This window comes from Salinibaculum salinum (assembly GCF_037645885.1).
GTDB lineage: Archaea > Halobacteriota > Halobacteria > Halobacteriales > Haloarculaceae > Salinibaculum > Salinibaculum salinum.
Genome location: NZ_JBBENW010000025.1, coordinates 1 through 19,752 on the forward strand (window position 1 = coordinate 1; position 19,752 = coordinate 19,752).

The 19,752-nt window shown below is 61.9% G+C and carries 22 protein-coding genes and 2 pseudogenes; 9 read left to right on the plus strand and 15 right to left on the minus strand.

The window, feature by feature from the left end; all coding sequences use genetic code 11:
* Window positions 1–206: 206 nt before the first annotated feature.
* Window positions 207–635: a universal stress protein gene (locus WDJ60_RS16975; protein WP_340101890.1), complete on the plus strand. Its 429-nt coding sequence runs from the start codon at window positions 207–209 to the stop codon at window positions 633–635.
* Window position 636: 1 nt separating this feature from the next.
* Here the strand turns inward: WDJ60_RS16975 and WDJ60_RS16980 are convergent, their stop codons facing one another.
* The 6 genes and pseudogenes from WDJ60_RS16980 to WDJ60_RS17005 form a co-directional block, all read right to left on the minus strand.
* The gene (locus WDJ60_RS16980; RefSeq protein WP_340101892.1) at window positions 637–1,053 is read right to left on the minus strand and encodes a DUF8057 family protein; all 417 of its coding nucleotides are present in this window, start codon (window positions 1,051–1,053) and stop codon (window positions 637–639) included.
* A gap of 1 nt (window position 1,054) precedes the next feature.
* Complete coding sequence (locus tag WDJ60_RS16985) at window positions 1,055–1,741, minus strand: RAD55 family ATPase (RefSeq protein ID WP_340101894.1); 687 nt, start codon at window positions 1,739–1,741, stop codon at window positions 1,055–1,057.
* Window positions 1,742–1,787: 46 nt separating this feature from the next.
* Window positions 1,788–2,510 (minus strand): Nmad3 family putative nucleotide modification protein, encoded by a 723-nt coding sequence (locus WDJ60_RS16990; RefSeq protein ID WP_340101895.1) that lies wholly within the window; start codon window positions 2,508–2,510, stop codon window positions 1,788–1,790.
* A 38-nt stretch (window positions 2,511–2,548) separates the two neighbouring features.
* Window positions 2,549–2,818, minus strand: coding sequence for a DUF7577 domain-containing protein (locus WDJ60_RS16995; protein WP_340101896.1), 270 nt, complete (start codon window positions 2,816–2,818; stop codon window positions 2,549–2,551).
* Window positions 2,819–2,871: 53 nt separating this feature from the next.
* Window positions 2,872–3,837: a methyl-accepting chemotaxis protein gene (locus WDJ60_RS17000; protein WP_340101959.1), complete on the minus strand. Its 966-nt coding sequence runs from the start codon at window positions 3,835–3,837 to the stop codon at window positions 2,872–2,874.
* A pseudogene (locus WDJ60_RS17005) lies at window positions 3,817–4,173 on the minus strand (protoglobin domain-containing protein); the annotation flags it as partial. The gene WDJ60_RS17000 and the pseudogene WDJ60_RS17005, both read right to left, overlap by 21 nt.
* Before the next feature lie 52 nt (window positions 4,174–4,225).
* On the opposite strand from WDJ60_RS17005, the gene WDJ60_RS17010 reads away from it, so the two are divergent.
* Window positions 4,226–4,372, plus strand: a complete 147-nt coding sequence (locus WDJ60_RS17010) for a hypothetical protein (RefSeq protein ID WP_340101897.1) — start codon at window positions 4,226–4,228, stop codon at window positions 4,370–4,372.
* Between the two features lie 127 nt (window positions 4,373–4,499).
* On the opposite strand, the pseudogene WDJ60_RS17015 reads toward WDJ60_RS17010, so the two are convergent.
* Window positions 4,500–4,937 (minus strand): annotated as a pseudogene (locus WDJ60_RS17015) (bacteriohemerythrin); the annotation flags it as partial.
* A 169-nt stretch (window positions 4,938–5,106) separates the two neighbouring features.
* Here WDJ60_RS17015 and WDJ60_RS17020 point away from each other — a divergent pair.
* Together WDJ60_RS17020 and WDJ60_RS17025 are read left to right on the plus strand one after the other, a co-directional pair.
* On the plus strand, window positions 5,107–6,576 hold the full coding sequence (locus WDJ60_RS17020) for an ATPase domain-containing protein (protein ID WP_340101898.1): 1,470 nt from the start codon (window positions 5,107–5,109) through the stop codon (window positions 6,574–6,576).
* Window positions 6,569–8,098 carry a PAS domain-containing sensor histidine kinase gene (locus tag WDJ60_RS17025; RefSeq protein ID WP_340101900.1) on the plus strand — a complete coding sequence of 510 codons (1,530 nt, stop codon included), beginning with the start codon at window positions 6,569–6,571 and terminating at the stop codon, window positions 8,096–8,098. The genes WDJ60_RS17020 and WDJ60_RS17025 overlap by 8 nt, the downstream gene beginning before the upstream one ends.
* A gap of 38 nt (window positions 8,099–8,136) precedes the next feature.
* Here the strand turns inward: WDJ60_RS17025 and WDJ60_RS17030 are convergent, their stop codons facing one another.
* The gene (locus tag WDJ60_RS17030) at window positions 8,137–9,045 is read right to left on the minus strand and encodes an acyltransferase (protein ID WP_340101902.1); all 909 of its coding nucleotides are present in this window, start codon (window positions 9,043–9,045) and stop codon (window positions 8,137–8,139) included.
* Between the two features lie 138 nt (window positions 9,046–9,183).
* Between WDJ60_RS17030 and WDJ60_RS17035 the strand changes: the two genes are divergently transcribed.
* Window positions 9,184–10,170, plus strand: a complete 987-nt coding sequence (locus WDJ60_RS17035; RefSeq protein ID WP_340101903.1) for a CPBP family intramembrane glutamic endopeptidase — start codon at window positions 9,184–9,186, stop codon at window positions 10,168–10,170.
* 111 nt (window positions 10,171–10,281) lie between these two features.
* Here WDJ60_RS17035 and radA read toward each other — a convergent pair whose 3' ends face one another.
* The 3 genes from radA to htpX all read right to left on the minus strand — a co-directional run bounded on the left by radA (window position 10,282) and on the right by htpX (window position 12,962).
* A complete protein-coding gene (radA, locus tag WDJ60_RS17040) occupies window positions 10,282–11,331 on the minus strand; it encodes a DNA repair and recombination protein RadA (protein ID WP_340101904.1) in 1,050 nt (349 codons plus the stop codon).
* Between the two features lie 145 nt (window positions 11,332–11,476).
* Window positions 11,477–12,088 (minus strand): PspA-associated protein PspAB, encoded by a 612-nt coding sequence (gene pspAB, locus WDJ60_RS17045; protein ID WP_340101905.1) that lies wholly within the window; start codon window positions 12,086–12,088, stop codon window positions 11,477–11,479.
* Window position 12,089: 1 nt separating this feature from the next.
* Complete coding sequence (htpX, locus tag WDJ60_RS17050; RefSeq protein WP_340101906.1) at window positions 12,090–12,962, minus strand: zinc metalloprotease HtpX; 873 nt, start codon at window positions 12,960–12,962, stop codon at window positions 12,090–12,092.
* 104 nt (window positions 12,963–13,066) lie between these two features.
* On the opposite strand from htpX, the gene WDJ60_RS17055 reads away from it, so the two are divergent.
* Together WDJ60_RS17055 and WDJ60_RS17060 are read left to right on the plus strand one after the other, a co-directional pair.
* Entirely contained in the window at window positions 13,067–14,167 is a 1,101-nt protein-coding gene (locus tag WDJ60_RS17055) for a 60S ribosomal export protein NMD3 (protein ID WP_340101907.1), read from the plus strand.
* Complete coding sequence (locus WDJ60_RS17060) at window positions 14,160–15,176, plus strand: class I SAM-dependent methyltransferase (RefSeq protein WP_340101908.1); 1,017 nt, start codon at window positions 14,160–14,162, stop codon at window positions 15,174–15,176. Before WDJ60_RS17055 ends, WDJ60_RS17060 begins: the two co-directional genes overlap by 8 nt.
* A gap of 33 nt (window positions 15,177–15,209) precedes the next feature.
* Here the strand turns inward: WDJ60_RS17060 and WDJ60_RS17065 are convergent, their stop codons facing one another.
* From WDJ60_RS17065 to WDJ60_RS17075, 3 genes are all read right to left on the minus strand, one after another.
* Complete coding sequence (locus tag WDJ60_RS17065) at window positions 15,210–15,467, minus strand: DUF5789 family protein (protein ID WP_340101910.1); 258 nt, start codon at window positions 15,465–15,467, stop codon at window positions 15,210–15,212.
* A 262-nt stretch (window positions 15,468–15,729) separates the two neighbouring features.
* Entirely contained in the window at window positions 15,730–17,469 is a 1,740-nt protein-coding gene (locus WDJ60_RS17070; RefSeq protein WP_340101911.1) for an ATP-dependent DNA helicase, read from the minus strand.
* A gap of 49 nt (window positions 17,470–17,518) precedes the next feature.
* Complete coding sequence (locus tag WDJ60_RS17075; protein WP_340101913.1) at window positions 17,519–17,728, minus strand: DUF7561 family protein; 210 nt, start codon at window positions 17,726–17,728, stop codon at window positions 17,519–17,521.
* A 110-nt stretch (window positions 17,729–17,838) separates the two neighbouring features.
* Here WDJ60_RS17075 and WDJ60_RS17080 point away from each other — a divergent pair, with 110 nt between their 5' ends.
* Both WDJ60_RS17080 and WDJ60_RS17085 read left to right on the plus strand, forming a co-directional pair.
* Window positions 17,839–18,780: an NAD(P)H-binding protein gene (locus WDJ60_RS17080; RefSeq protein ID WP_340101914.1), complete on the plus strand. Its 942-nt coding sequence runs from the start codon at window positions 17,839–17,841 to the stop codon at window positions 18,778–18,780.
* On the plus strand, window positions 18,780–19,553 hold the full coding sequence (locus WDJ60_RS17085; RefSeq protein ID WP_340101916.1) for a DUF7530 family protein: 774 nt from the start codon (window positions 18,780–18,782) through the stop codon (window positions 19,551–19,553). Before WDJ60_RS17080 ends, WDJ60_RS17085 begins: the two co-directional genes overlap by 1 nt.
* On the opposite strand, the gene WDJ60_RS17090 is transcribed toward WDJ60_RS17085, so the two are convergent.
* On the minus strand, window positions 19,550–19,723 hold the full coding sequence (locus tag WDJ60_RS17090) for a DUF5786 family protein (protein ID WP_340101918.1): 174 nt from the start codon (window positions 19,721–19,723) through the stop codon (window positions 19,550–19,552). The genes WDJ60_RS17085 and WDJ60_RS17090 overlap by 4 nt on opposite strands.
* Window positions 19,724–19,752 lie beyond the last annotated feature (29 nt).

A 19,752-nucleotide genomic window follows, 5' to 3' on the forward strand; every position in this document is an offset into this window, starting at 1 on the left:
TTTTGCCGGGTCGAGAAGCACTCTAACTCGTCGATTGGAGCGGTACAAGATAGAAACGACGTGAGTGGGAGCATCCGATCTTCACGTCTCTCTACGCGCTACATCAGCATAAGGTGCGAAGTCAAGTATATAAAAAAGACGCCACGAACATAGCTTCCTGAGAACGCCCCCGTTAAATAACGTACTGGTGACGGTTATCTGGGTGTATGTACCGCGTACTGTTGCCGGTAGACGAGAACGAAGAACGCGCCGAACAGGCGGCTCAGAACGTTATAAATCTCCCGAGAGACGCAGACGACATCGAAGTCGTCGTGCTGAACGTCGAGGCGCCGTATAGCGTCGGCGACGGCGGCGGCCGGGTTAGTTCCGAAGAGTTCTTCGACGAAACAGACTATCCGAAGAGCGTCGAAATGGTCCTCGATATGCTGGAGGACGCAGACATCGCGACAAAAAAGCGACGCGTCCACGGTACCCCGAGCGAAGAGATTCTGGCAGTCGCCGACGAGGTCGACGCCGACGCGATCGCGATGAGCGGTCGCAAACGAAGTCCCTCCGGGAAGGTCCTGTTCGGGAGCGTCACGCAGTCGGTGTTACTGGACGCGAACCGTCCGGTACTAGTGTCGGCAATGGGATGATCTAGTCTTTTTCCAGAAAGTCGGGCCGTTCGACGGCTTCGTTCTTGCCCGGTTCCGGGCGGTCGAGCGCCTCCATCTTGTCGATAGCGTCGGGCAACCCGTCGCGGCCGCCGGTCGGAACCTCGTCCTCGTCGACGGTGACTGACTCGCCTTCGACGAGTTCCGCCCAGACGGGGTTGGCCGCGCTCTCGGTGGCATCAGCGTCGAACTCGCGGGCCTCGTTTTTCCCCTCGTCGAAGGCCAGGTCGACCACGCTCTTGTTGTAGGAGGTATCCATCTCCGCACGAACGCGTTCGAGTTCCTCGGGATGGTACTCTCCGAGAGACGTGGCGACACCGAGTGCGTACGCGCGGTCGATAGCCTCGTCCTTGTCGAGTGCATCCCAGTCGGTTCCGTAGGCGCGTTCGTACTTGCTCATGTTATCCCTGGACCTTCCGGTCACCGTGAACGCGCAGTCCCTGGTCGGAGAAACTGATCTCCCGAATATCACAGTCGATTGCAGTCCCGCGCATTTTGATCACCTGAATTCCCCGGGTCATCCCAGAGGAATCGAGGAAGTTGTGGAAGAAGATGACCCCGTGTGCGAGGTAGTGCTCGTCCGAGTAGGAGGTCGGATCAGTCATCTCCGAGATGAGCAGCGTGGTCGCGTCGGTCTGTTTCAGCGCGGAGAGAAAGCCCGTAATCTCGTCGCTCATATCGGAGAAGAAGTGCTGGAGGAGCATCGTAGAGTCGATGACGACCCGGTCGATATCGTTCGATTGGATGAACGCAACCAAGCGATTCGTGAGCCCACCGTCGGTCCCGAACTGCGTTATCGTCCGTTTGCCGGCCTCTGTGACGAGGTTCAGAAACTGGACGTTCTCGGACTGGACGGCCCGGTCGAAGCCAAAGTCGTAGCCCGACATATCCTGTATCAGTTCCTCTTTGGTCTCGTGCATCGTCACGTAGAGGCAGTCCGCACCCTCCTTTGCACCCTGTGTAATAAACTGTGAGCAGAAAGTCGTCTTTCCGCTTCCCGGCGGTCCGCTCACGACGTAGAGTCGGTCGTCCAGAAGTCCCCCCTCGACGAGTTCGTCGAATCCGGGGACGCCACTCGAAAGTCGCATGCGAGGGTCAACGCCGTATCGAGATATAGATGTTTGCTCTGTGTTCTCAGTGTTGATAACTCACCACGCCAGTCGCGAACGATTCGCGGACGGCGAGCAGTTTGCGGGTCGCCCGCTCGTCGAATCTGAGGGGACGCCGCCACCACGGCCCCTTTCCGGAGTCAGCCGAGAGCTCGGTCACGAGTTCGTTCGCGTCGACGCCGCCGGACGGCTTCGAGAGTGGCACTGCACGGTCGTACAGTGCCGATTCGGTAGGCTCCCCGAGCAAGAGAACACGGGCGTCGGTTTCCGTTCTACGGACGTGAGCGTTGTTCGCAAACGGTGCCTGCCCGTCGGCATCGAGCGCCGCGTACTCCTCGCCGGTGAGCGGGTCCTGTGCCAGTCGGAACTGGCCGATACAGAACGCGCCCCACTCCGGCGGGAGCCACTCCGCTGGCTCACGGACTGAAAGCGTCGCATAGAAGATGACGTAATCGCCCGCCGTCAGTTCCGAGAGCGGGCCGGCTTTGCTGCCGTGGTCGTCGCCGTAGGTGTAGCGCTCACAGCAGGGATACTCGGGAAACTCCGGGTCGAGGTGAATGGGGTGGTCGGAGAGTGTCTCTGGAATTGTGGTCGTCAGGTGGTCCGCGAGGTCGCCGTACGTCGGTGGGTCGACGGCGGGTTCGGTCTCGGGAATCGGGATGTACACGAAGGAGCCGTCGGGCCAGATGGGCCCACGAAATCCTGGTTCGTTCGTGTTGGCACCGACGTTGATAGCGATCGCCCGCATTGCGTACCAGTCGACGGGCGACGAGCAAAAGAACTCCGTCAGCGTAGCGGCTCGGCACACTCCCGACAGTAGCTGAACATGCCGTCACGATCGTTGAGCGCCCCGCACTGCTGGCAGACGACGGCGTCGTCAGGGCCACGGTCGGCGTCGACGTCAACCGCGGCAGCCGACCCCTCCAGTCGCTTGTACCCCGGTTCCCGCGACTCCCCGTCGTGCGTGGACTCACCCCGCTGGAAGTACCGGTACAGCACCAGCTGCAACAGCGCGAACCCGATGAGGTACGCCGCGAGCCAGGCCCAAGCCTCCATGTATCATGCTAGGCATTCACAGTACTTGGATGTTCGGCTCCGGCCACAGCGTGTTATCGTTCCTCGCTGAGTTGCCGCAGGTCCGAAGTGACTTTGAACACCTTCGCTGTCTGCTGTTCGTTTGCGGTTGCCACCTCGTTGATTTCTTCGTTGATTTCGTTGATCCGGTCGGTCGCGTCGTCTATCATCGTCGCAATCTCTTCGGCAGTCCCCGCCTGGTCGTCTGTCGCCTCTGCGACCTCTTTGATACCGTTGGCCGCTTCCTGAACGACATCGACAATTTCGTCGAGTTGTGCCATAGCGTTCTCGACACGTTCGATTCCCGTATCGATATTGTCGGCTGTCGTCTCGACGTTCTCGACCGTCTGATTGATTTCTTCCTGAATTTCTGCAATCATCCGTTCTATCTCGTCGGCCTGCCCCTGAGACTCCTCAGCCAGCGACTTCACCTCGTTGGCGACGACTGCAAAGCCGTCGCCGGCGTCGCCGGCGCGGGCTGCCTCGATAGACGCGTTTAACGCGAGCATGTTCGTCTCGTCGGCGATGTTGTTTATCACATCGACGACCTCGTCGATTTCCTCTGTCCGGTCTTCGAGGCGTTCGACGCTCGTCCCGATTTCCGCTGCAGACGACTGGATGTCTTCCATCACGTCGATGGCCGAAGAAGCCGACATCTGCCCTTTCTCGGCCGCCTCGACGGCCTGTTCGCTCGTCTTCTCGACGCGGTCGGCCGTCGACGCGATCTCCTCGATGGTCGCACTGAGATTCGACATCTCGGCACGGATTTCGTCGATGTTACCGGCCTCAGTCTCGGTGAGGTCGCTGATACGCTGGGAGCTTTTCGAGACATCGTTCGCAAACTCCTGGAGGTCGCTGGCAGCGTCGTTGGTCTCCGCTGCCATCTCCCGTCGACGCTCGATTTCCGCCTCGAGGTCCTGCTCACGGCTGTCGATATACGTATCGATGGCCACCTGCATATCGAGGTTCATCAGTTTCAGCACCGACAGCGTCTCGTCCATCCCGTCGTCCAGTTGCTCGCGGACGGCCGAAACCGTCTCGTCGTCGACGCCAGCCGAAGCGAGCGTTTCGGCCATCTGTGCTCGCATCCGCTCGGCCATCACGTCGAACAGCAACTCGAAGTAGACGCCGTACTGGCCGATGTACTGGCTCGTCGGCATGTCCAGCAACTCGTGGAGTTTGCCGATACGGGCACGGTTCGTGAAGTACTCACGCCCGTACTGCCCGCCAGCGAGCGTTCGCCAGTACGCCCGCTGTGTCTGTTTGAGCTGGTCGACGCCCTTCGGAGAGCGGTCGATGACTTCGGTCGTCTGCTCGTAGGCCGTCAGATTCTCGTAAAACTCCTCGGCAACGTCGTCCTCGTACTCCGCGAACGTATCTGCAAGCGCTGTGAGACGGGCCTACGTCCTCGTCACCGAAGCCGACGAAATCTTTCCGCCAGCGTCTCTCCTCGCCGTCCAGCCCGATTTGGTCGACGAGTTCCCCCTCGTCGACCTCCGAATTCAATCCACCCTGTCCGAATACATCAGCGTATGAACTCATATCCTCTCTTGTTCTCCGTGCGACGGTATCAGTTTCGCTGCCATTGTCGATTGTGACTGCAGGCGGTATCCTTCCGTCTCACCGCGTGTCGAAAGTCACGAGCGCGAGTCACCGGCACTCAGTCGAACTCGTGGTCGTCGACTTCCGTGAGATAATACTCGCCGTAGTTCTGGTCCTGGTCGTCGCCGGCGATGTGCGAGTCGAGCCAATCGCGGGCGAACTCCAGTACCTCCATCGTGATGTACTCGCCGTTCTCGTGTTTCTCTCTGAGTTCGGTCACTTTGGACGCGAAATTCTCGTGCATCTCCTGGTGGTCGTGGAAACACTCGGAACAGTCGTGTGAGTAGCCACAGTCCTGCATGAACTCCTCTTCGTCGCCGAAGTGATATTCGGTGTATCGCTCGAGTTCCCGGAGGATATCTCCCAGTTCCTCCTCTGCACGCCCTTCCTCCATCGCCTTGTGGAGGTCGTTCAACAACTCGAAGAGGTTCTGATGCTGTTCGTCGAACCGGTCGATATTCGTACTGTACCGGTCGTCGTCCCACTCGATAAGTGCCACGTTAGGTCACCTCTACAGGACGGTTCGAGCAAACTTTATAAACTCTTTCCTGGATTCTCAGTGTCCCAGAAGAGCGAGCAGCTTCGATATCAAGAGGGATTCACACGGTCAGTATTGCATGCTGGGAACGTGCCTGAAGCTTATATGAGTCGCTGCCTGAGAGGCCGGTATGGACGTTTCAGCCGTGCGGGTTAGCAGCGGTATCAGCGGGCTTGACGAACTGTTGCACGGCGGGTTCGTGTCTGGTCGGATGTATCTTGTCTGCGGTGAACCTGGGACGGGCAAGACGCTGCTCGGGATGCACTTTCTCGAGGTCGGCATGGACAACGACGAGACAGTGCTATGTATTCACGGCGAGGAGTCACGAGATGAAATACTCCTGAACGGAGCAAAGGTCGGTATCGACCTTCAGGACGCGCAGTTCCTGGACCTGGGACCGAACTCCGAGTTCTTCACCGAGGACCGAAACTACGACCTGGTCGAGCCGGGCGCAGTCGACCGCGACCAATACACCGCAGATATCCACGATGCAATTGAGGAAATCAATCCCGACCGGGTGGTACTCGACCCGATCACGCAACTGCGCTACATCGAAGCAAACGAACACCAGTTTCGAAAGCGAATTCTCTCGTTTATGCGGTTTCTCAAGGAGCGAGACACGACTGTCATCGGGACCGCGACGCTGTCCAGCGACACCGGATACCAGACCGAAATGCGCTCGTTGAGCGACGGGGTCATCCAACTGTCCCACACGGACCGGGGCCGACGGCTCAGGGTCGCAAAGCACCGTGGGTTCGGACAGCGAGACGGCAGCCACGGTCTCGCAATCAGAGACAACGGTGTCGAGGTGTTCCCGTCACTGATTCCCGAACAACTCGACAACACCTTGGATACGTGCCGGCTCAGGTCCGGAATCGATAACCTCGACGACCTGCTCGGCGGTGGTCTCGAGAGAGGGACCGTGACGTTCATCAGCGGTCCGACGGGCGTCGGGAAGACGACGACGGCGACACAGTTCCTCGCAGAAGCTGCGAATCAGGGGATGGACTCCATTGCCTACCTGTTCGAGGAGGGAACGGACACCTTCACACACCGGTCCGAGTCGATGGGTATCCCACTCTCGGACCTGCGCGAGCAGGGGGCGGTGTCGCTCAGAGCGGTCGAACCGCTCGCGCAGTCGGCCGAAGAGTTCGCACAGACGGTCAATCGTGAAATCGACCGGACCGGTTCGGAAGTCGTCCTCATCGACGGTATCGACGGGTACAAGATGTCGATTCAGGGGACAGATGCGACGCTCGTCGAGAAGATACATGCGTTGACACGACACCTCAAGAACCGTGACGTATCGGTGATAATAACCGACGAAGTGTCACAGATAACCGGCATGTCGACGGCAACGAGTACGAACCTCAGTTACATCGCCGACAACATCCTCTTTTTGAGTTATATCGAGACTGAGGGAACACTCGAGAAAATCATCGGGGTCCTGAAAAAGCGGGCAGGCGGCTTCGAGAACACGCTCAGAGAGTTCGACCTCGACGGCGGCATCCACATCGGCGACCCGCTGACCAACGCCTCGGGAATTTTGCAGGGGACGCCACAGATGAACCCGTGTCACAGGAATCAGACCGATGGCTGATGACGACGATTCCACTGTCCCAGGCGCTGCCGCCCAATCGAGCGACGAACGGTCGACAGTACAATTACTCGTCGGTGACGAGGGGAACCGGTCGGCGCTCCGGGCGATGCTCGACGACCGGTACGTCGTCGACCCCGACCAGTCCATCACCGATGCCGACCTCTACCTCATCGAGGACCGACTGTTCACCGAGCACGTCGACGACCTTCGCGCGGTCGTCGAGCGGGAGGCCCCAGTGTTCTGTCCGGTCGTCCTTCTCCGCCGGGATTCGAGCAACTCGTCGATATCACTCCGGACGCTCGGTGAGCGTGAATCGCCGGTGGTACTCGACGATGTCATCGATGCTCCCGTCGACCGGGGCTTGCTCGTCCGACGACTCGAGACGCTGCTTATCCGGCGCAGACAGGCACAGCAACTCCAGGCGCAGGTGTCGACACTCGAAGAGCGCGAGCGCGAACTCCGGAGTTTCAAACAGGCAGTCGAACACTCTGGCCACTCGATCACGATTACCGAGACGGACGGAACGATCCAGTTTGTCAACAGTGCATTCGAGGAGACGACGGGATACAGTGCCGAGGACGCAATCGGAAACACCCCCCGAATCCTCAACTCGGGGGAACACGACGAGGAGTTTTACGCAGACCTCTGGGAGACGATACTTGCCGGAGACATCTGGGACGGCAATGTGATAAACGAGCGCAAGAACGGCGAGCGATACGTCGTCGAACAGACGATTGCACCGATACTCGACGGTGGTGAAATAGAGGGGTTTATTTCGGTCAATGCGGAGGTAACCGAGCGTATCCGACGGGAAGAAAAACTCCAGCACCAACGACAGGAACTCGACCTCCTGCGACAGATTCTCACTCGCGTTCTCAGACACAACATCCGTAACGACCTCAACGTCGTCCTGGGACACGCAGAGCGCCTCGCCAACGAGTGTGAATCGGATGAGGGGTTGTCCAAGATTATCCAGAAGGCCGAGTCCATCGCAGAGACCAGCGAGACTGCACGGGAAATAGCCGCTCTCATCGAACGGAGTGAGACCCCGTCACAACAGGATATCGTCCCGCTCGTGGAGCGAGTCGCTACCGACGTGCGTGATCGATTCCCCGAAACGACAGTCAGGGTCGACCTGCCAGCGGAGTGTTCGGCGTACGCCAGCGAGGAGTTCGAGCGTGCCCTCACTGAGCTCGTCGAGAACGCCGCCGAGTACAACGACGCCAACGACCCGTGGGTGGATATCACGCTCGAACGGAACGAGACAATTCGGCTCGTCATCGAAGACAATGGGCCGGGAATCCCGGAGAGTGAACTCGTGCCGCTCAGACAGGACGAAGAGACCTCGCTCGAACACGGAAGCAGTGTCGACCTGTGGCTCGTCACCTGGATTATCGACCAGTGCGACGGCACGATTCACTTCGACAGGTATGACGAAGGAACACGCGTCGAACTCGAACTTCCGAAGAAAAAAGTCGTCGACGGAGCAGTTCTTACCACGACCGGCAACGACAGTCACTGAAGCGATAGCACAACACTGTGACACTCCCGTACAGCAGTTCAGGCGTCAGGCGGAGTTAAGTCACGCTGGAACTCGTCGAAGACGTTCAGATTGTCAGGAATCTCGATGGGGATGCGGCGCTCCTCGCGTCGGTCGACGTTGCCATCCTCGAGCGGGTCGGCGACCGACTCCCAGCCGTCCTTGATAGCGATGCTCTGTGCGGGAGAACCGGCGGCGATGTGGTGGGCAGGAATGTCTTTCGAGATTGCAGACTTGGCAGCCAGAACCGAGTTCCGGCCGACCTTGACACCGGCACGGACCATCGAGTCGTAGGTGACGCGTGCGTCGTCCTCGATGATGGTGTGGTAGTTAGTCACGGCAGTCTGGTCGACGACATCGTGGTCGTGCGTGTAAATGGCGGCGTTGTCGGAGATAGAGACGCGGTCGCCGATACTCAGTTTCCCGCGGTCGTCGAGGTGGACATCGTCGTGAACGACGACGTTGTCGCCGACGGTGATGTTGTGGCCGTACGTGAAAGTAATGCCCTTGAAAAATCGGCAGTTGTCGCCACACTCTTCGAAGAGATGGTGGGCGAGCATCCGACGGAATCGGAGGGCGAAGGCGATGTTGTCGGCCATCGGAGTGGCGTCGAACTGTCGCCAGAGCCACTGGAGGTACTTCGACTGCTGGAAGTCCGCGTCCATCGTCTCGACTTCGGCGTAGTACTCGCTTTCGAGGGTCGCGTTGCAGGGGTCGTACCCCTGCAGTCGGACCCGTTCGGCGGGCGTCACGTCGCCGCCGGCCTGCCAGCGCTCGTAGGCATCGCGGTCACCCATCAGGTCCACGAGTGTCTCCTTGACGACCTCGCAGGTATCCTCGTCGCTGGCGAGACGGGTGTCGACCTCGTCGATGAACTCCTGTACCCCTTCCTCGGCAGCGGGTGGCAACGACACGTGTCGCTTCGTCATGTTCCGCCATTGCCCGGCAGCACGCATAGGGGTTTCCGTTACGCGTTCGTCACCCGGTATCCTCGCCGTTACTGCGGCACTATTCGAACCGGGTCGAACCCGCGTGGATTTATCATCGCCGCACCGTTGTCGGTGTGCATGAGCGGAATACTCGGCGGCATCAAGAGCCTCTTCTGGAACTCCGAGGAGCTGCGACTGCGTGCGCTGTTTCGGGTGCTGGCCACAGCCGGGCTCCTCCTGTTGGTGGTCACGCTCGTTCTCTCCATTGTCGGCGTGGTAAACAGCATCCTCGGTCTCCCCAGCATCTTCCCGCAGGTGGCTGCCTTCTCACTCGTCATCGTCGGGCTGGTCGCACTCACGTGGTTCATCGACCGTCGGCGAATCCGTGACGTGGGGCTGGCACTGGACCGGCAGTGGGGGCTAGACCTGCTCGTCGGACTCGGTGTCGGCGGTCTGATGGTGGCCGTCGCCGTCGCGTTGCTCCTCGTCGGCGGGCTGGCTACTGTCAGCGCTACGTACACCGTCGAGAACCCCGACTTCACGTTCAACGCAGGGTCGACCGCCATCGGCGTCTTCTATGGCTTTCTCTTTTTCACCGTCTTCGCAACACTCGAAGAGGTGCTTGTCAGGGGGTATCTGCTCGTCAATATCGCTGAAGGGATTCGCCAGTACAGTTCGACCGATCGCCGCGCCGTTGTCGGCGCTATTGCACTTACGGCAGCCCTGTTCGGCCTGCTCCACGCCGCCAATCCCGGCGGGACAGCACTCAGCCTTGTGAATATCGCCGTCGCCGGCGTCTTCTTCGGCGTCGCCTACGCCGCGACCGACCGGCTTGCCTTCCCCATCGGCGCACACGTCGGCTGGAACTTCACCGTCGGCTCGGTGTTCGGACTGCCGGTCAGCGGCCTCCGCACCGACAGCGCCCTGCTCGCTGTCGAACCCGACGGCCCGACGCTGCTCACTGGCGGCAGTTTCGGTCCCGAAGGCGGCGTCGTCATGCTTGTCGGCCTGCTGGCCGGTATCGCTGTCTTCGTCTGGTGGGTCCACCAGCAGTACGGTACTCTCGCTATCGACGAACGTATCGCCATTCCTGACCTGTGGGTCGCCGAAGGCGACGATTCCTGACCCGTTCATTTCGGCTCGAACCCGCACTCAGTCGTGTGGTTTCATCTCACGGGAGACACTTTCACCGTGCCCCGTCAGACACATATCAGAAGGGGGGAATCAGCTGCTCCGTTACTCTGCCTTCAGCCCCTCGCCCTTGACACGCATGACGGCCTCGCCGTCGGCGAGGTTCGGCGCGTCCACGAGGCGGACGATGCGTTTGTCGGCCTTTGACTTGCGGAGATAGATACGGAACGTGGAGGTGTGACCGAGGATGTTGCCACCGATGGGCTGGGTCGGGTCGCCGAAGAAGGAGTCGGGGTTGGCAGCGACTTGGTTCGTGACGACGACGGCGGTGTTGTTCAGGTCGCCGACGCGCATCAGGTCGTGGAGGTGTTTGTTGAGCTTCTGCTGGCGGTCCGCGAGTTCGCCACGGCCGACGTACTCCGCGCGGAAGTGTGCGGTCAGCGAGTCGACACAGAGCAGTCGAACGGGGAACTCCCCGTCCTGGCTCTCACCGGCGATTTCCTGGGCTTTCTCCGCGAGCAGAATCTGGTGATTGGAGTTGAACGCCTTCGCGACGTGAATCTTGTCGAGGAAGGCCTCCAGCAGGTCTTCGAGCAGATCGTCGTCACCGGCGTCGGCGTCGGCTTCCTCCTCGACGACTTCGTGAGTGACCATCGCCGCTTCGATGGCGTCGTCCGGCAGGCCGCGGAGCATGTCGTCGATACGCTCCGGGCGGAAGGTGTCCTCGCTGTCGATGAAGATACAGCTGCCTTCGAGACCGCCGTACTCGGACGGCAGCTGGACGTTGACCGCGAGCTGGTGGGTGACCTGGGACTTGCCGGCCCCGAACTCGCCGTACACTTCGGTGATAGACTGGGTTTCGACGCCGCCGCCGAGCAGGTCGTCGACCTCGTCGACGCCCCACGTCAGCTTGCCAATCTGCTCGCGTCGCTCCAGTACTGTCGAGCCAGATTCGAAGCCGCCGATGTCGGCGGCGTCACGAGCGGCGTTGATGATGTCTGCGGCGCTGGACTCCCCGATGTCGGCCGTGTTCGAGAGTTCGCCGGGACTGGCGACGGCGATACCCTGGTAGTTATCGAATCCGTTGTCTTTGAGCTTCTCTGCTGTCGCCGGCCCGACGCCGGGGAGGTCTTCGAGGTCTTCACCTGTGGACATACTCGGTCGTTGCGCCCCCTGTCACATAAACCCCCGTTAACAGGAGAGTGAAAGTGAAACAGCAAGACGTGAGCCGGGTCTATTGAAGAGTCGGCAAGGATTGATACAAGAAGGCGGGCAGTCACTGGTGGAACCGCGGCGGCTGTCACTCCCAGGGGTGGCTGCCTGGCGTGTCGGGCCACAGCGGATACCAGTACGCCTGGTCGTCCTCCAGAGTAAGTTCACCGTCGAGCACGCTCTGGAGTTTGAACTCCGTCTGGCTGTCCCGTTCCTGGCCCGACTCGGGGACGAACGGATAGTACGACCCCCGTCGGAACGAGTAAATCCAGTAGACAGTGTGGTTCTCCGAGGGTTTCTCGAACGCGAAAACGGCAGCGAGCAGCCGCGACCCGAAGCCGTGGTCTTCGAGCGTGCGAACCGCGAAGTGGATAGTCGTCACCAGGTCTTCGAACGTCTCGTCTTCCAGAACGATCCACCGGTAGCCGTAGTCGTCCTCGTGCAGTTGTGCGACCGTGCCGGTCTCCTCCTCGCCCGCCGCCAGAATGGCCTCGACCTCCTCAACCGCCTGTGCAAAGCGCGTGCTGTCGACACCGCTAAAACACAGGGCAGCGTCTCCAGCAGGGACGTAATCGAGGTTCGCCTCCATCGTGATGTACGCCGAGGTCATCTCGAAGAGGTCGTCGGGGTTCGCCGCGCTGGTCGCGTCGACCTCCGCGTTCACACCGAGAATCTGTTTTATCGTGTCGAATAGCCCCATGTCAGATCTCAAGCTCCCGTTCGAGGTCACGGAGTTTGGCGACTCGTTTCTCGGTCGGCGGGTGTGTGCGGGCGATGCGACCGACGAAACCGCGGTCGATGGGGATGACGAAAAACGCGTTCATCTCGGCCTGTTCGCGCAGGTCTTCTTTCGGAACTCTGTCCATCCGGCCATCGATAGTCACGAGCGCGGAGGCCAGCGCGCCGGGGTTGCCCGTGATGAGCGCGCCGCCGCGGTCGGCCGCGTACTCGCGATAGCGCGACAACGCGCGCACGAGCAGAAAGGAGACGACCCACACGACCAGCGAGACTGCGATGGCGACGAAAATAGAGGGATTGCCACGGCGGTTGTGGCCACCGCCGAAGAACCAGCCCCAGCGCACGATCAGAAAGGCGATCGTCGAGAGAAACGAGGCGATGGTCATCACGGCCACGTCGCGGTTCTTGATGTGGGCCAGTTCGTGAGCGATGACCCCGTCGAGTTCCTCGCGGTCGAGTGTCTGGAGGAGACCCGCGGTAACACAGACCGTCGACGTGTCCTGTGAGCGGCCGGTTGCGAAGGCGTTTGGCATGCTCGTCTCCGCGACGGCGACCGTCGGTTTCGGCAGGTCCGCCTGCTGTGCGAGGCGGTCGACCGAGCGGTGGAGTTCGGGATACTCTGTCGGGTCGACCTCGCTGGCACCCATACTCCAGAGTGCGAGACGGTCGCTGTAGAAAAACTGGACCAGCGAGAACGACCCGAAGAGAAGAACGACGACGAGCAGGCTCTGGAAGGCCGTCCAGAGCACCGCCAGGAAGACAACGTAGAGACCACCGAGCAGGAGGATGGTGAGAACCATCCGTCCGCGGAGTCCCCAATCAGTGCGCCACTCCATACCAGGCGATACGCCCGGAAGAAACTAAACGACACTGCCGTCCTGTGCAGTGTGACAGCTATCGAACGGACAACTTAAACGCCACAGCGGCCTAGCCAGGTCCAATGAGTCGTTCCGGGGAATTCTGTCCGCGCTGTGGGGACGCCATCGAGCGAGACGTATCGCTCGACGTGGAGGGGCCGGACGCCACACTCTGTGACGCCTGTTATCTCGACGAGTACGACCTCGTTGACGCGCCCGACCGCGTCGAGGTCAACGTCTGTGCCCGCTGTGGCGCGGTCCATCGCGGCAACCGCTGGGTCGACGTGGGCGCAGAGGACTACACCGACATCGCCATCGAAGAGGTGACCGAAGCGCTCTCGGTCCACGTCGCCGCCACCAGCATCTCCTGGCAGGTCAGCCCGGAACAGGTCGACGAGACGACCATCCGGATGCACTGCCAGTTCTCCGGTGTCCTCCGCGGAACGCCGGTCGCCGAGGCGGTCACCGTGCCGGTGAAAATCGGCCGCCAGACGTGCACCCGGTGTGGGCAGATCGCCGGCGGTTCCTACGCAGCCACGGTGCAGATTCGCGCCCGCGAGCGCACGCCGACCGAGGAGGAGACCGACCGCGCCGTCGAAATCGCCGAGGCGTACATCGACGACCGGGAGGGCAAGGGCGACCGCAACGCCTTCATCAGCGAGATCAACGACGCCCGCGACGGCGTCGACGTGAAAGTCTCGACCAGTCAGATCGGTCGCGCCATTGCCGACCGCATCGTCCGGGAACTCGGCGGCACCATCGACGAGGCACGCCGCCTCGTCAGCGAGGACGACGACGGCCAGCGTCTCTACCGGATGGCCTACGCCGCCCGTCTGCCCGCCTACCGTCCGGGCGAGGTCATCGCTCCCGACGACGACGAGGGACCGGTGCTGGTGACCAGTGTCCAGGGCAACCTCAAGGGAATCCGGTTGACGACCGGCGAGCGCTACGAAGCGCCCTTCGAGGACGGGGAGGCACCCGACGCCGAGCGACTGGGCTGGCGCGAAGACGCCCAGGAAACGACACTCGTCGCCGTCGAGGACGAGCGTGCAGTCCAGGTACTCGACCCGGAGACCTACGAGGCGAAAACCATCGCCCGGCCGGAGTACATGGACCCCGACGCCGACGAAGTACCGGTGGTGAAGAGTCGTGACGGCGTGTTCGTAGTACCCGACGATGAGTGACGAATTTCTCGCGGCCGTCGTCGAGAAAGCACGCACACAGGCGGCCATCGGATCGCTCCGCGCGGAGGGCGTCTACGACGACGACCGCTCGGTGTTCGAAGCCAGCGGCGAGACGGTGGCGATTCCAGTCACCGAGACGCCCACCGAGACACAGATCCTGAGAGTCATCCGCGAGGAGGGCGAGCCACGCCTGCGAACGCTGGCCGACCACCTCCGCGAAGATGGGTGGACCGACGACGAGATAGCGGCCGCACCGTCGTCGTGGGCCGTCCTCGGCAGCGTCGTGCTGGTCGAGATGGGCGACGCACACGACCCCGAGGCGGTGGGCGAGGCGCTGCTGGCGATGCACGGCCAGGCCGACACCGTCCTCTCTCGCGGCGGTATCGACGGCCAGCACCGCGAACCCGACGTGACCGTCGTCGCCGGCGAGGGCGATACAGAAACTGTGCACCGCGAGCACGGCACCGAGTACGCGATGGACCTGGCCAAGGTAATGTTCTCGCCGGGCAACAAGGCCGAGCGGGCGCAGATGGGCGACGTAACAGGAGAAGACGAGCGCGTCCTCGACATGTTCGCCGGCATCGGCTACTTTACGCTCCCGATGGCCCGCGCCGGTGCCCACGTCACCGCCATCGAGCGCAATCCCGACTCCTTCCAGTATCTGCTGGAGAACACGATGCGAAACGGCGTCTCCGACCGGGTGGAACCGTATCGGGCCGACAACCGCGACGTGCTCGGCTCCTACGACGGCGAGCAGTTCGACCGGATTGTGATGGGCTACTACGACAGTCACGAGTTCCTGCCCGAGGCGCTGTCAGTGCTCGCACCCGGCGGCACGCTGCACATGCACGAGGCGACCCCAGAAGCGCTGGTGCCGGACCGCCCAGTCGGACGGCTAAAAGATGCCGCCGCCAAACTGGATCGATCCATCGAGATACTGGACGTGCGAGAAGTCAAGGGGTACAGCGAGGGCGTCGTCCACGTCGTCGTGGACGTGCGGGTAAATTAGTCCGTCTGCCGACACCCCTTCAGGAGTCACCGACTATCCCTCGCCTTCGGACTGGAACGGTTCGCCGACGGCCCGTCGGGGTAGCAGTGACATCACTTCCAACGCCAGGTCGTCTGCGGACTCGAACTCATCACTGCTGGAGTCGGCGACGACCTCGCCGAGATTCACTGTCCCGTCAGCAAGTAAGAGCGTCACGTCGTCGAACGCTTCAGCGGCTGTCTGTACCGAATGCGGGTACTCTACTTCCTCGAGAAACGTGTACAACTGCTCGAGTTTGAGTTCTCTGACCATGGCGAATAGAGGGGACGCAGCGGTTTAGATGTATGCTAGACACCACCTCGGTAGGTCGCTCGCAGAAGACGACGGACGCGGAGTCGACATTCGACCATCGAGCTGCTTTCCGGCACGAAAACTCTAATTGTCCGGATGCGTACGTGCGAACATGAACAAGCAGCAGATCATCGCCATCGTCTTCGTCCTCCTGATGGTAGGGTCGTCGGTCATCTACGGCGTGTCGGCGCTGTTCTAGCCCGATGAGAGGTACGGCCCGCCGTCAGTCCCACACGTCAGAGAGCGGGTGGTCCCCGTCGTCGGTCGCCGACTGTGACTGCGTCCACGACCGGGAGTGGCTCCGTGTCCGCGCATCCGACACACCACCCAGCGCCTCACCCGGTGCGAACTCGGGCAAGTCCGGGGGGCACATTCGGTCGACCTGTTCGCGGAACCAGTCTGGCGTGTCCGTTCGCGCTCGGTCGAAGAGGTCGACCAGCGACGAGTCCGCGAGATACGTCGCCCCGTAGTCGTCGGGGGCGCGCACCACCCGTCCGCAGGCCTGGATGACCGTTCGAAGCGCTGTCCGATAGTACCAGGCCCACTGCCCTTCTTCCAGTCGGTGTGCGACTCGCGAGTCGCGTGTGTTGGGGTACGGCGCTTTACAGAGCAGTTGCCACCGGCAGAGGTCACCCTCCAGGTCCAGTGCCTCCTCCATCTTCACCGAGAGGAACACGTCGGGGTCGTCGGCGCGTTTCCACGCGGCGAGTTGCCCGTCACGGTCTGCCGACTCGTGGGAACGCACCCGCGACCCGACACCGAAATCCGCGAGCAGCGACTGGAGCTGGTCCTGAATCGCATAGGAGTGACAGTGGACCAGCCCCTTCTCGTCGGGGTGGTGTTGCATGATGCGAACGAGCGTGCGCGCGATCTTCGGCAGCGTCTCCTCGCGGTGTTCGTAGGTCATCTTCCCCTGGGTCACGTCGTACAGCGGCCGATTCTCGACGGGGAAGGTGTGGGGCACCTCCACCAGCGCGACGTTTTCGGGTGCCAGGCCGACGTTCGCGCAGAACGCCTCTTTGTTGAGGATTGTCGCCGACAGCAGGGCGAACTTCGTTCCGCGGTCCCAGACGGTGTGTTTGAGGTAGCGCTCGGGACTCATCGGCTTTATCGTGACGCGGGTTCCCTCGCCATCGGGCTGGTCGACGACCCACGTCGTCGCGCTCTCGGGGTCGCGGTACTCCTCGGCGAACCATTTCAAATCCGAGCGGAGTTCGTTCACCCGGTCGCGCTCGGCGGCCTCGTCGGGTGTGAGTTCGGCGTTGCCCCGCAGTTGTTCGAGCCGGCGCGTACTCAGCGTCTGGAGGTAGTCGGCGTACTCGACGGCGTCGTCTAAATCCTCGATGTCCGGCGCTTTCGCCTCGTCCCAGAACGGAACTGTCTCGGGCGAGAGTTCGATTGTCGCGTACATCTCCGCCCAGTTGCCCAGGCCGTGCGCCTCGTCGATGACGACGACGTCTCGCGTGCCGAACACGTCCGAGCCGGCAGTCTGCATGAAGTACGCGAGCGTCATCGCCGCAATCGACTGGTTGGCGGCGATAGTCCGGTCCGAAAAGTAGGGACAGCGGTGTTTGACCTCGCAGTCGAACTCCCGTTCCCGGACGCAGGGGGCCTGGTCGACCGGCGTGTCCGTCTCGCCGGGGAGGATACAGGAGTAGTTGTTCTTCCCGCGGATGATAGAGAGGTCAGCAAGTAACGAATCGCTCTCGACGTCGTCGAGCTGGGAGACCTGCGGCGTGGTGTAGTAGGCGCGAGCGGGCGCGGTCGGGTCGCCGCTGCCGGTGCGGCGCGCACAGCCGGCGATGGCGCGGGCGAGCAGGGACTTCCCGCTCCCGGTGGGCGCGCGGACCAGCACCACGTCGTTGCCATCATCGAAGGCGGCAGCGATGTCGTGGAGTGCCTGCTCCTGGGCACCGCGGTAGCTGGGGGCTGGGAACTCCTCGAAGATGCGCGACGTATCCACACCGGAAGTGAGTGGCGCGACCCGTCTTAAGCTATCGGATGGTACTCGGTCACTCCGAGAGTGCAGCCACGTCCTCGGCTGTCACGTCGTGGTCGTCTGGCAGCCGCTCGATGCACTCGAAACAGAGGAAATGCTCCGTGCCGTCGGCCAGTTCGAGCTCGATGCCGCCGGTGGTGTCTTTCTCGAGCGTCCAGAGGTTCGCGATACCGCCGGCTATCGATACCTGTTTGCCACACCCGTCACAGGGTTGGCGTGCCATACCTGGTTCTGGGGGACCGAGGCTGAAACAGTTTCCGTCGTCGCGGCGAAGGGGGCGGTTCACAGCAGTTGGGCCACCGAATTAAGACGACAGAGACCGACAGGTCAGATATGGACGTACTTGTGACGGGGGCAACCGGATTCGTCGGGGGTCGACTCGTGCCGGCGCTGCGAGGCGCCGGCCACGACGTGCGCGTACTCGTCCGAGATGCCACTCGATACGACGAGAGCGAAGATGTCACGGTGTTCGAAGGCGACCTGCTGGAACCCGGCAGTTTCGACGCTGCCCTCGCCGGTGTGGACGCGGCCTACTATCTCGTTCACTCGATGAAAGCAGGAGAGGATTTCGAGGAGCGCGACCGGACCGCAGCGAAGAACTTCGCCGACGCCGCGAGCGCGGCCGGCGTCGACCGCGTCGTCTACCTCGGCGGCCTCGGCGAGGAAGGCGAAGAACTCTCTCGACACCTCCAGTCACGTCGCGAAGTCGAACAGGTGCTCGGCGAGGGAGACTACGAGTTGACAACGCTTCGGGCGGCCATCATCATCGGCCACGGCAGCGCCAGCTTCGAGATGGTCAAGCAACTGGCCTCCCGCCTGCCGATAATGGTGACGCCGCGCTGGGTGCAAAACGAGTGTCAGCCAATCGCTATCGACGACGTCATCTCCTACCTCGTCGGGGTGCTCGACCACCCGGAGACGGCGGGAGAGACCTACGAGATTGGCGGTCCGGACGTGCTGACCTACGGTGAAATCCTCCGTCTAACCGCACGCGAGATGGACCGGAGAGTGCCGACTATCATTCCTGTTCCGGTGCTAACGCCGCGACTCTCCTCGTACTGGGTCGGGTTCGTCACAGACGTGGACCCCGAGGTGGCTCGCCCGCTCATCGACGGTCTCCGAAACGCCGTCGTCGTCCGGGACGACAGCATCCGCGACCACCTCGACTTCGAGGTGACGCCGTTCGTGACGGCCGTCAGGCGCGCGCTCGCGGCCAACCAGGGCGAGCATGACCCCACTGCGAAAGCGGTCCAACAGACCGGGGGCCAGGCCTGATGGCCGGCGGCGAGCACGACCGACAACCACCACGACAGGACGACGGCACCGCCCGCCAAGATGGCGAGAGAGTCCCCCCGGAATACGGCGAGACGTGGGTCTACGAGAGTATCATCGGGGCGCTCCCGGGAATCCACATCAGCCCGACGGTCGCCCTGGCCATCCAGTTCGTCGGGTTCGAGGTCGCAATCCTCCTGCTGGCGTGGTACTACCAGCTCTGGACGGCCGCCATCGCGGGCACGATTGCAGTCGCCGTCGCGACAGTCGGAAGCGCCGAGATGCTGCGCATCGCTCGTGTGACGCGTGGTGAGGACGTCCCCGACGCCTACCGACGACTGCTCTTCTCCTCGAACGTCGAGGTCGTCCTCTCGGTGCTGGCCTACATCGCGCTCATCACGCATCTGTTCGTCTGGGACCCCCAGACGGCAACAGAGCCACTTGTAACGCGGCTGTTCGGTACTGAACCGCCGATTCTGGTGGTCTACCTGATGCTCCTGATACTGTGGGACGTGTGCTACCGCATCGGAACGGGGTGGTGGGCATCGATCACGGCGCTGTGGCGGTCGGCACGGTTCCGGTTCGACGCCGAAACCCGCCGGTCGCTGCGCAGAGCCGACCTCGAAGCGTTCGGTTTCGGGCTGCTCCAACTCGCGTTCGTTCCCTTCCTCCTGGACCAGCCGGTGCTGCTCGCTGCCGTCGCCGGCCACGTTATCGCGGTCTCGACGGTAACGGGACTGGCTGTTGCCCTGCCTGAAATCCGGAGCGAGAACTAGCTCGACTTGATTTCTTTGAACTGGTCGAGGAGCTCCTCAGCCGAGTCACCGCCTTCGTACTCGACGCTACCCTCGTACTCGTCGCGTTCGTCGTCGAAACTCGCGTCGACTTCGCTGTTCTTTCGTTCCCGGCGTTCGTGCTCGGCTTCGTCATATGCGCCCATCGACATTGTGAACCACACCCACACTTACTAGTTGG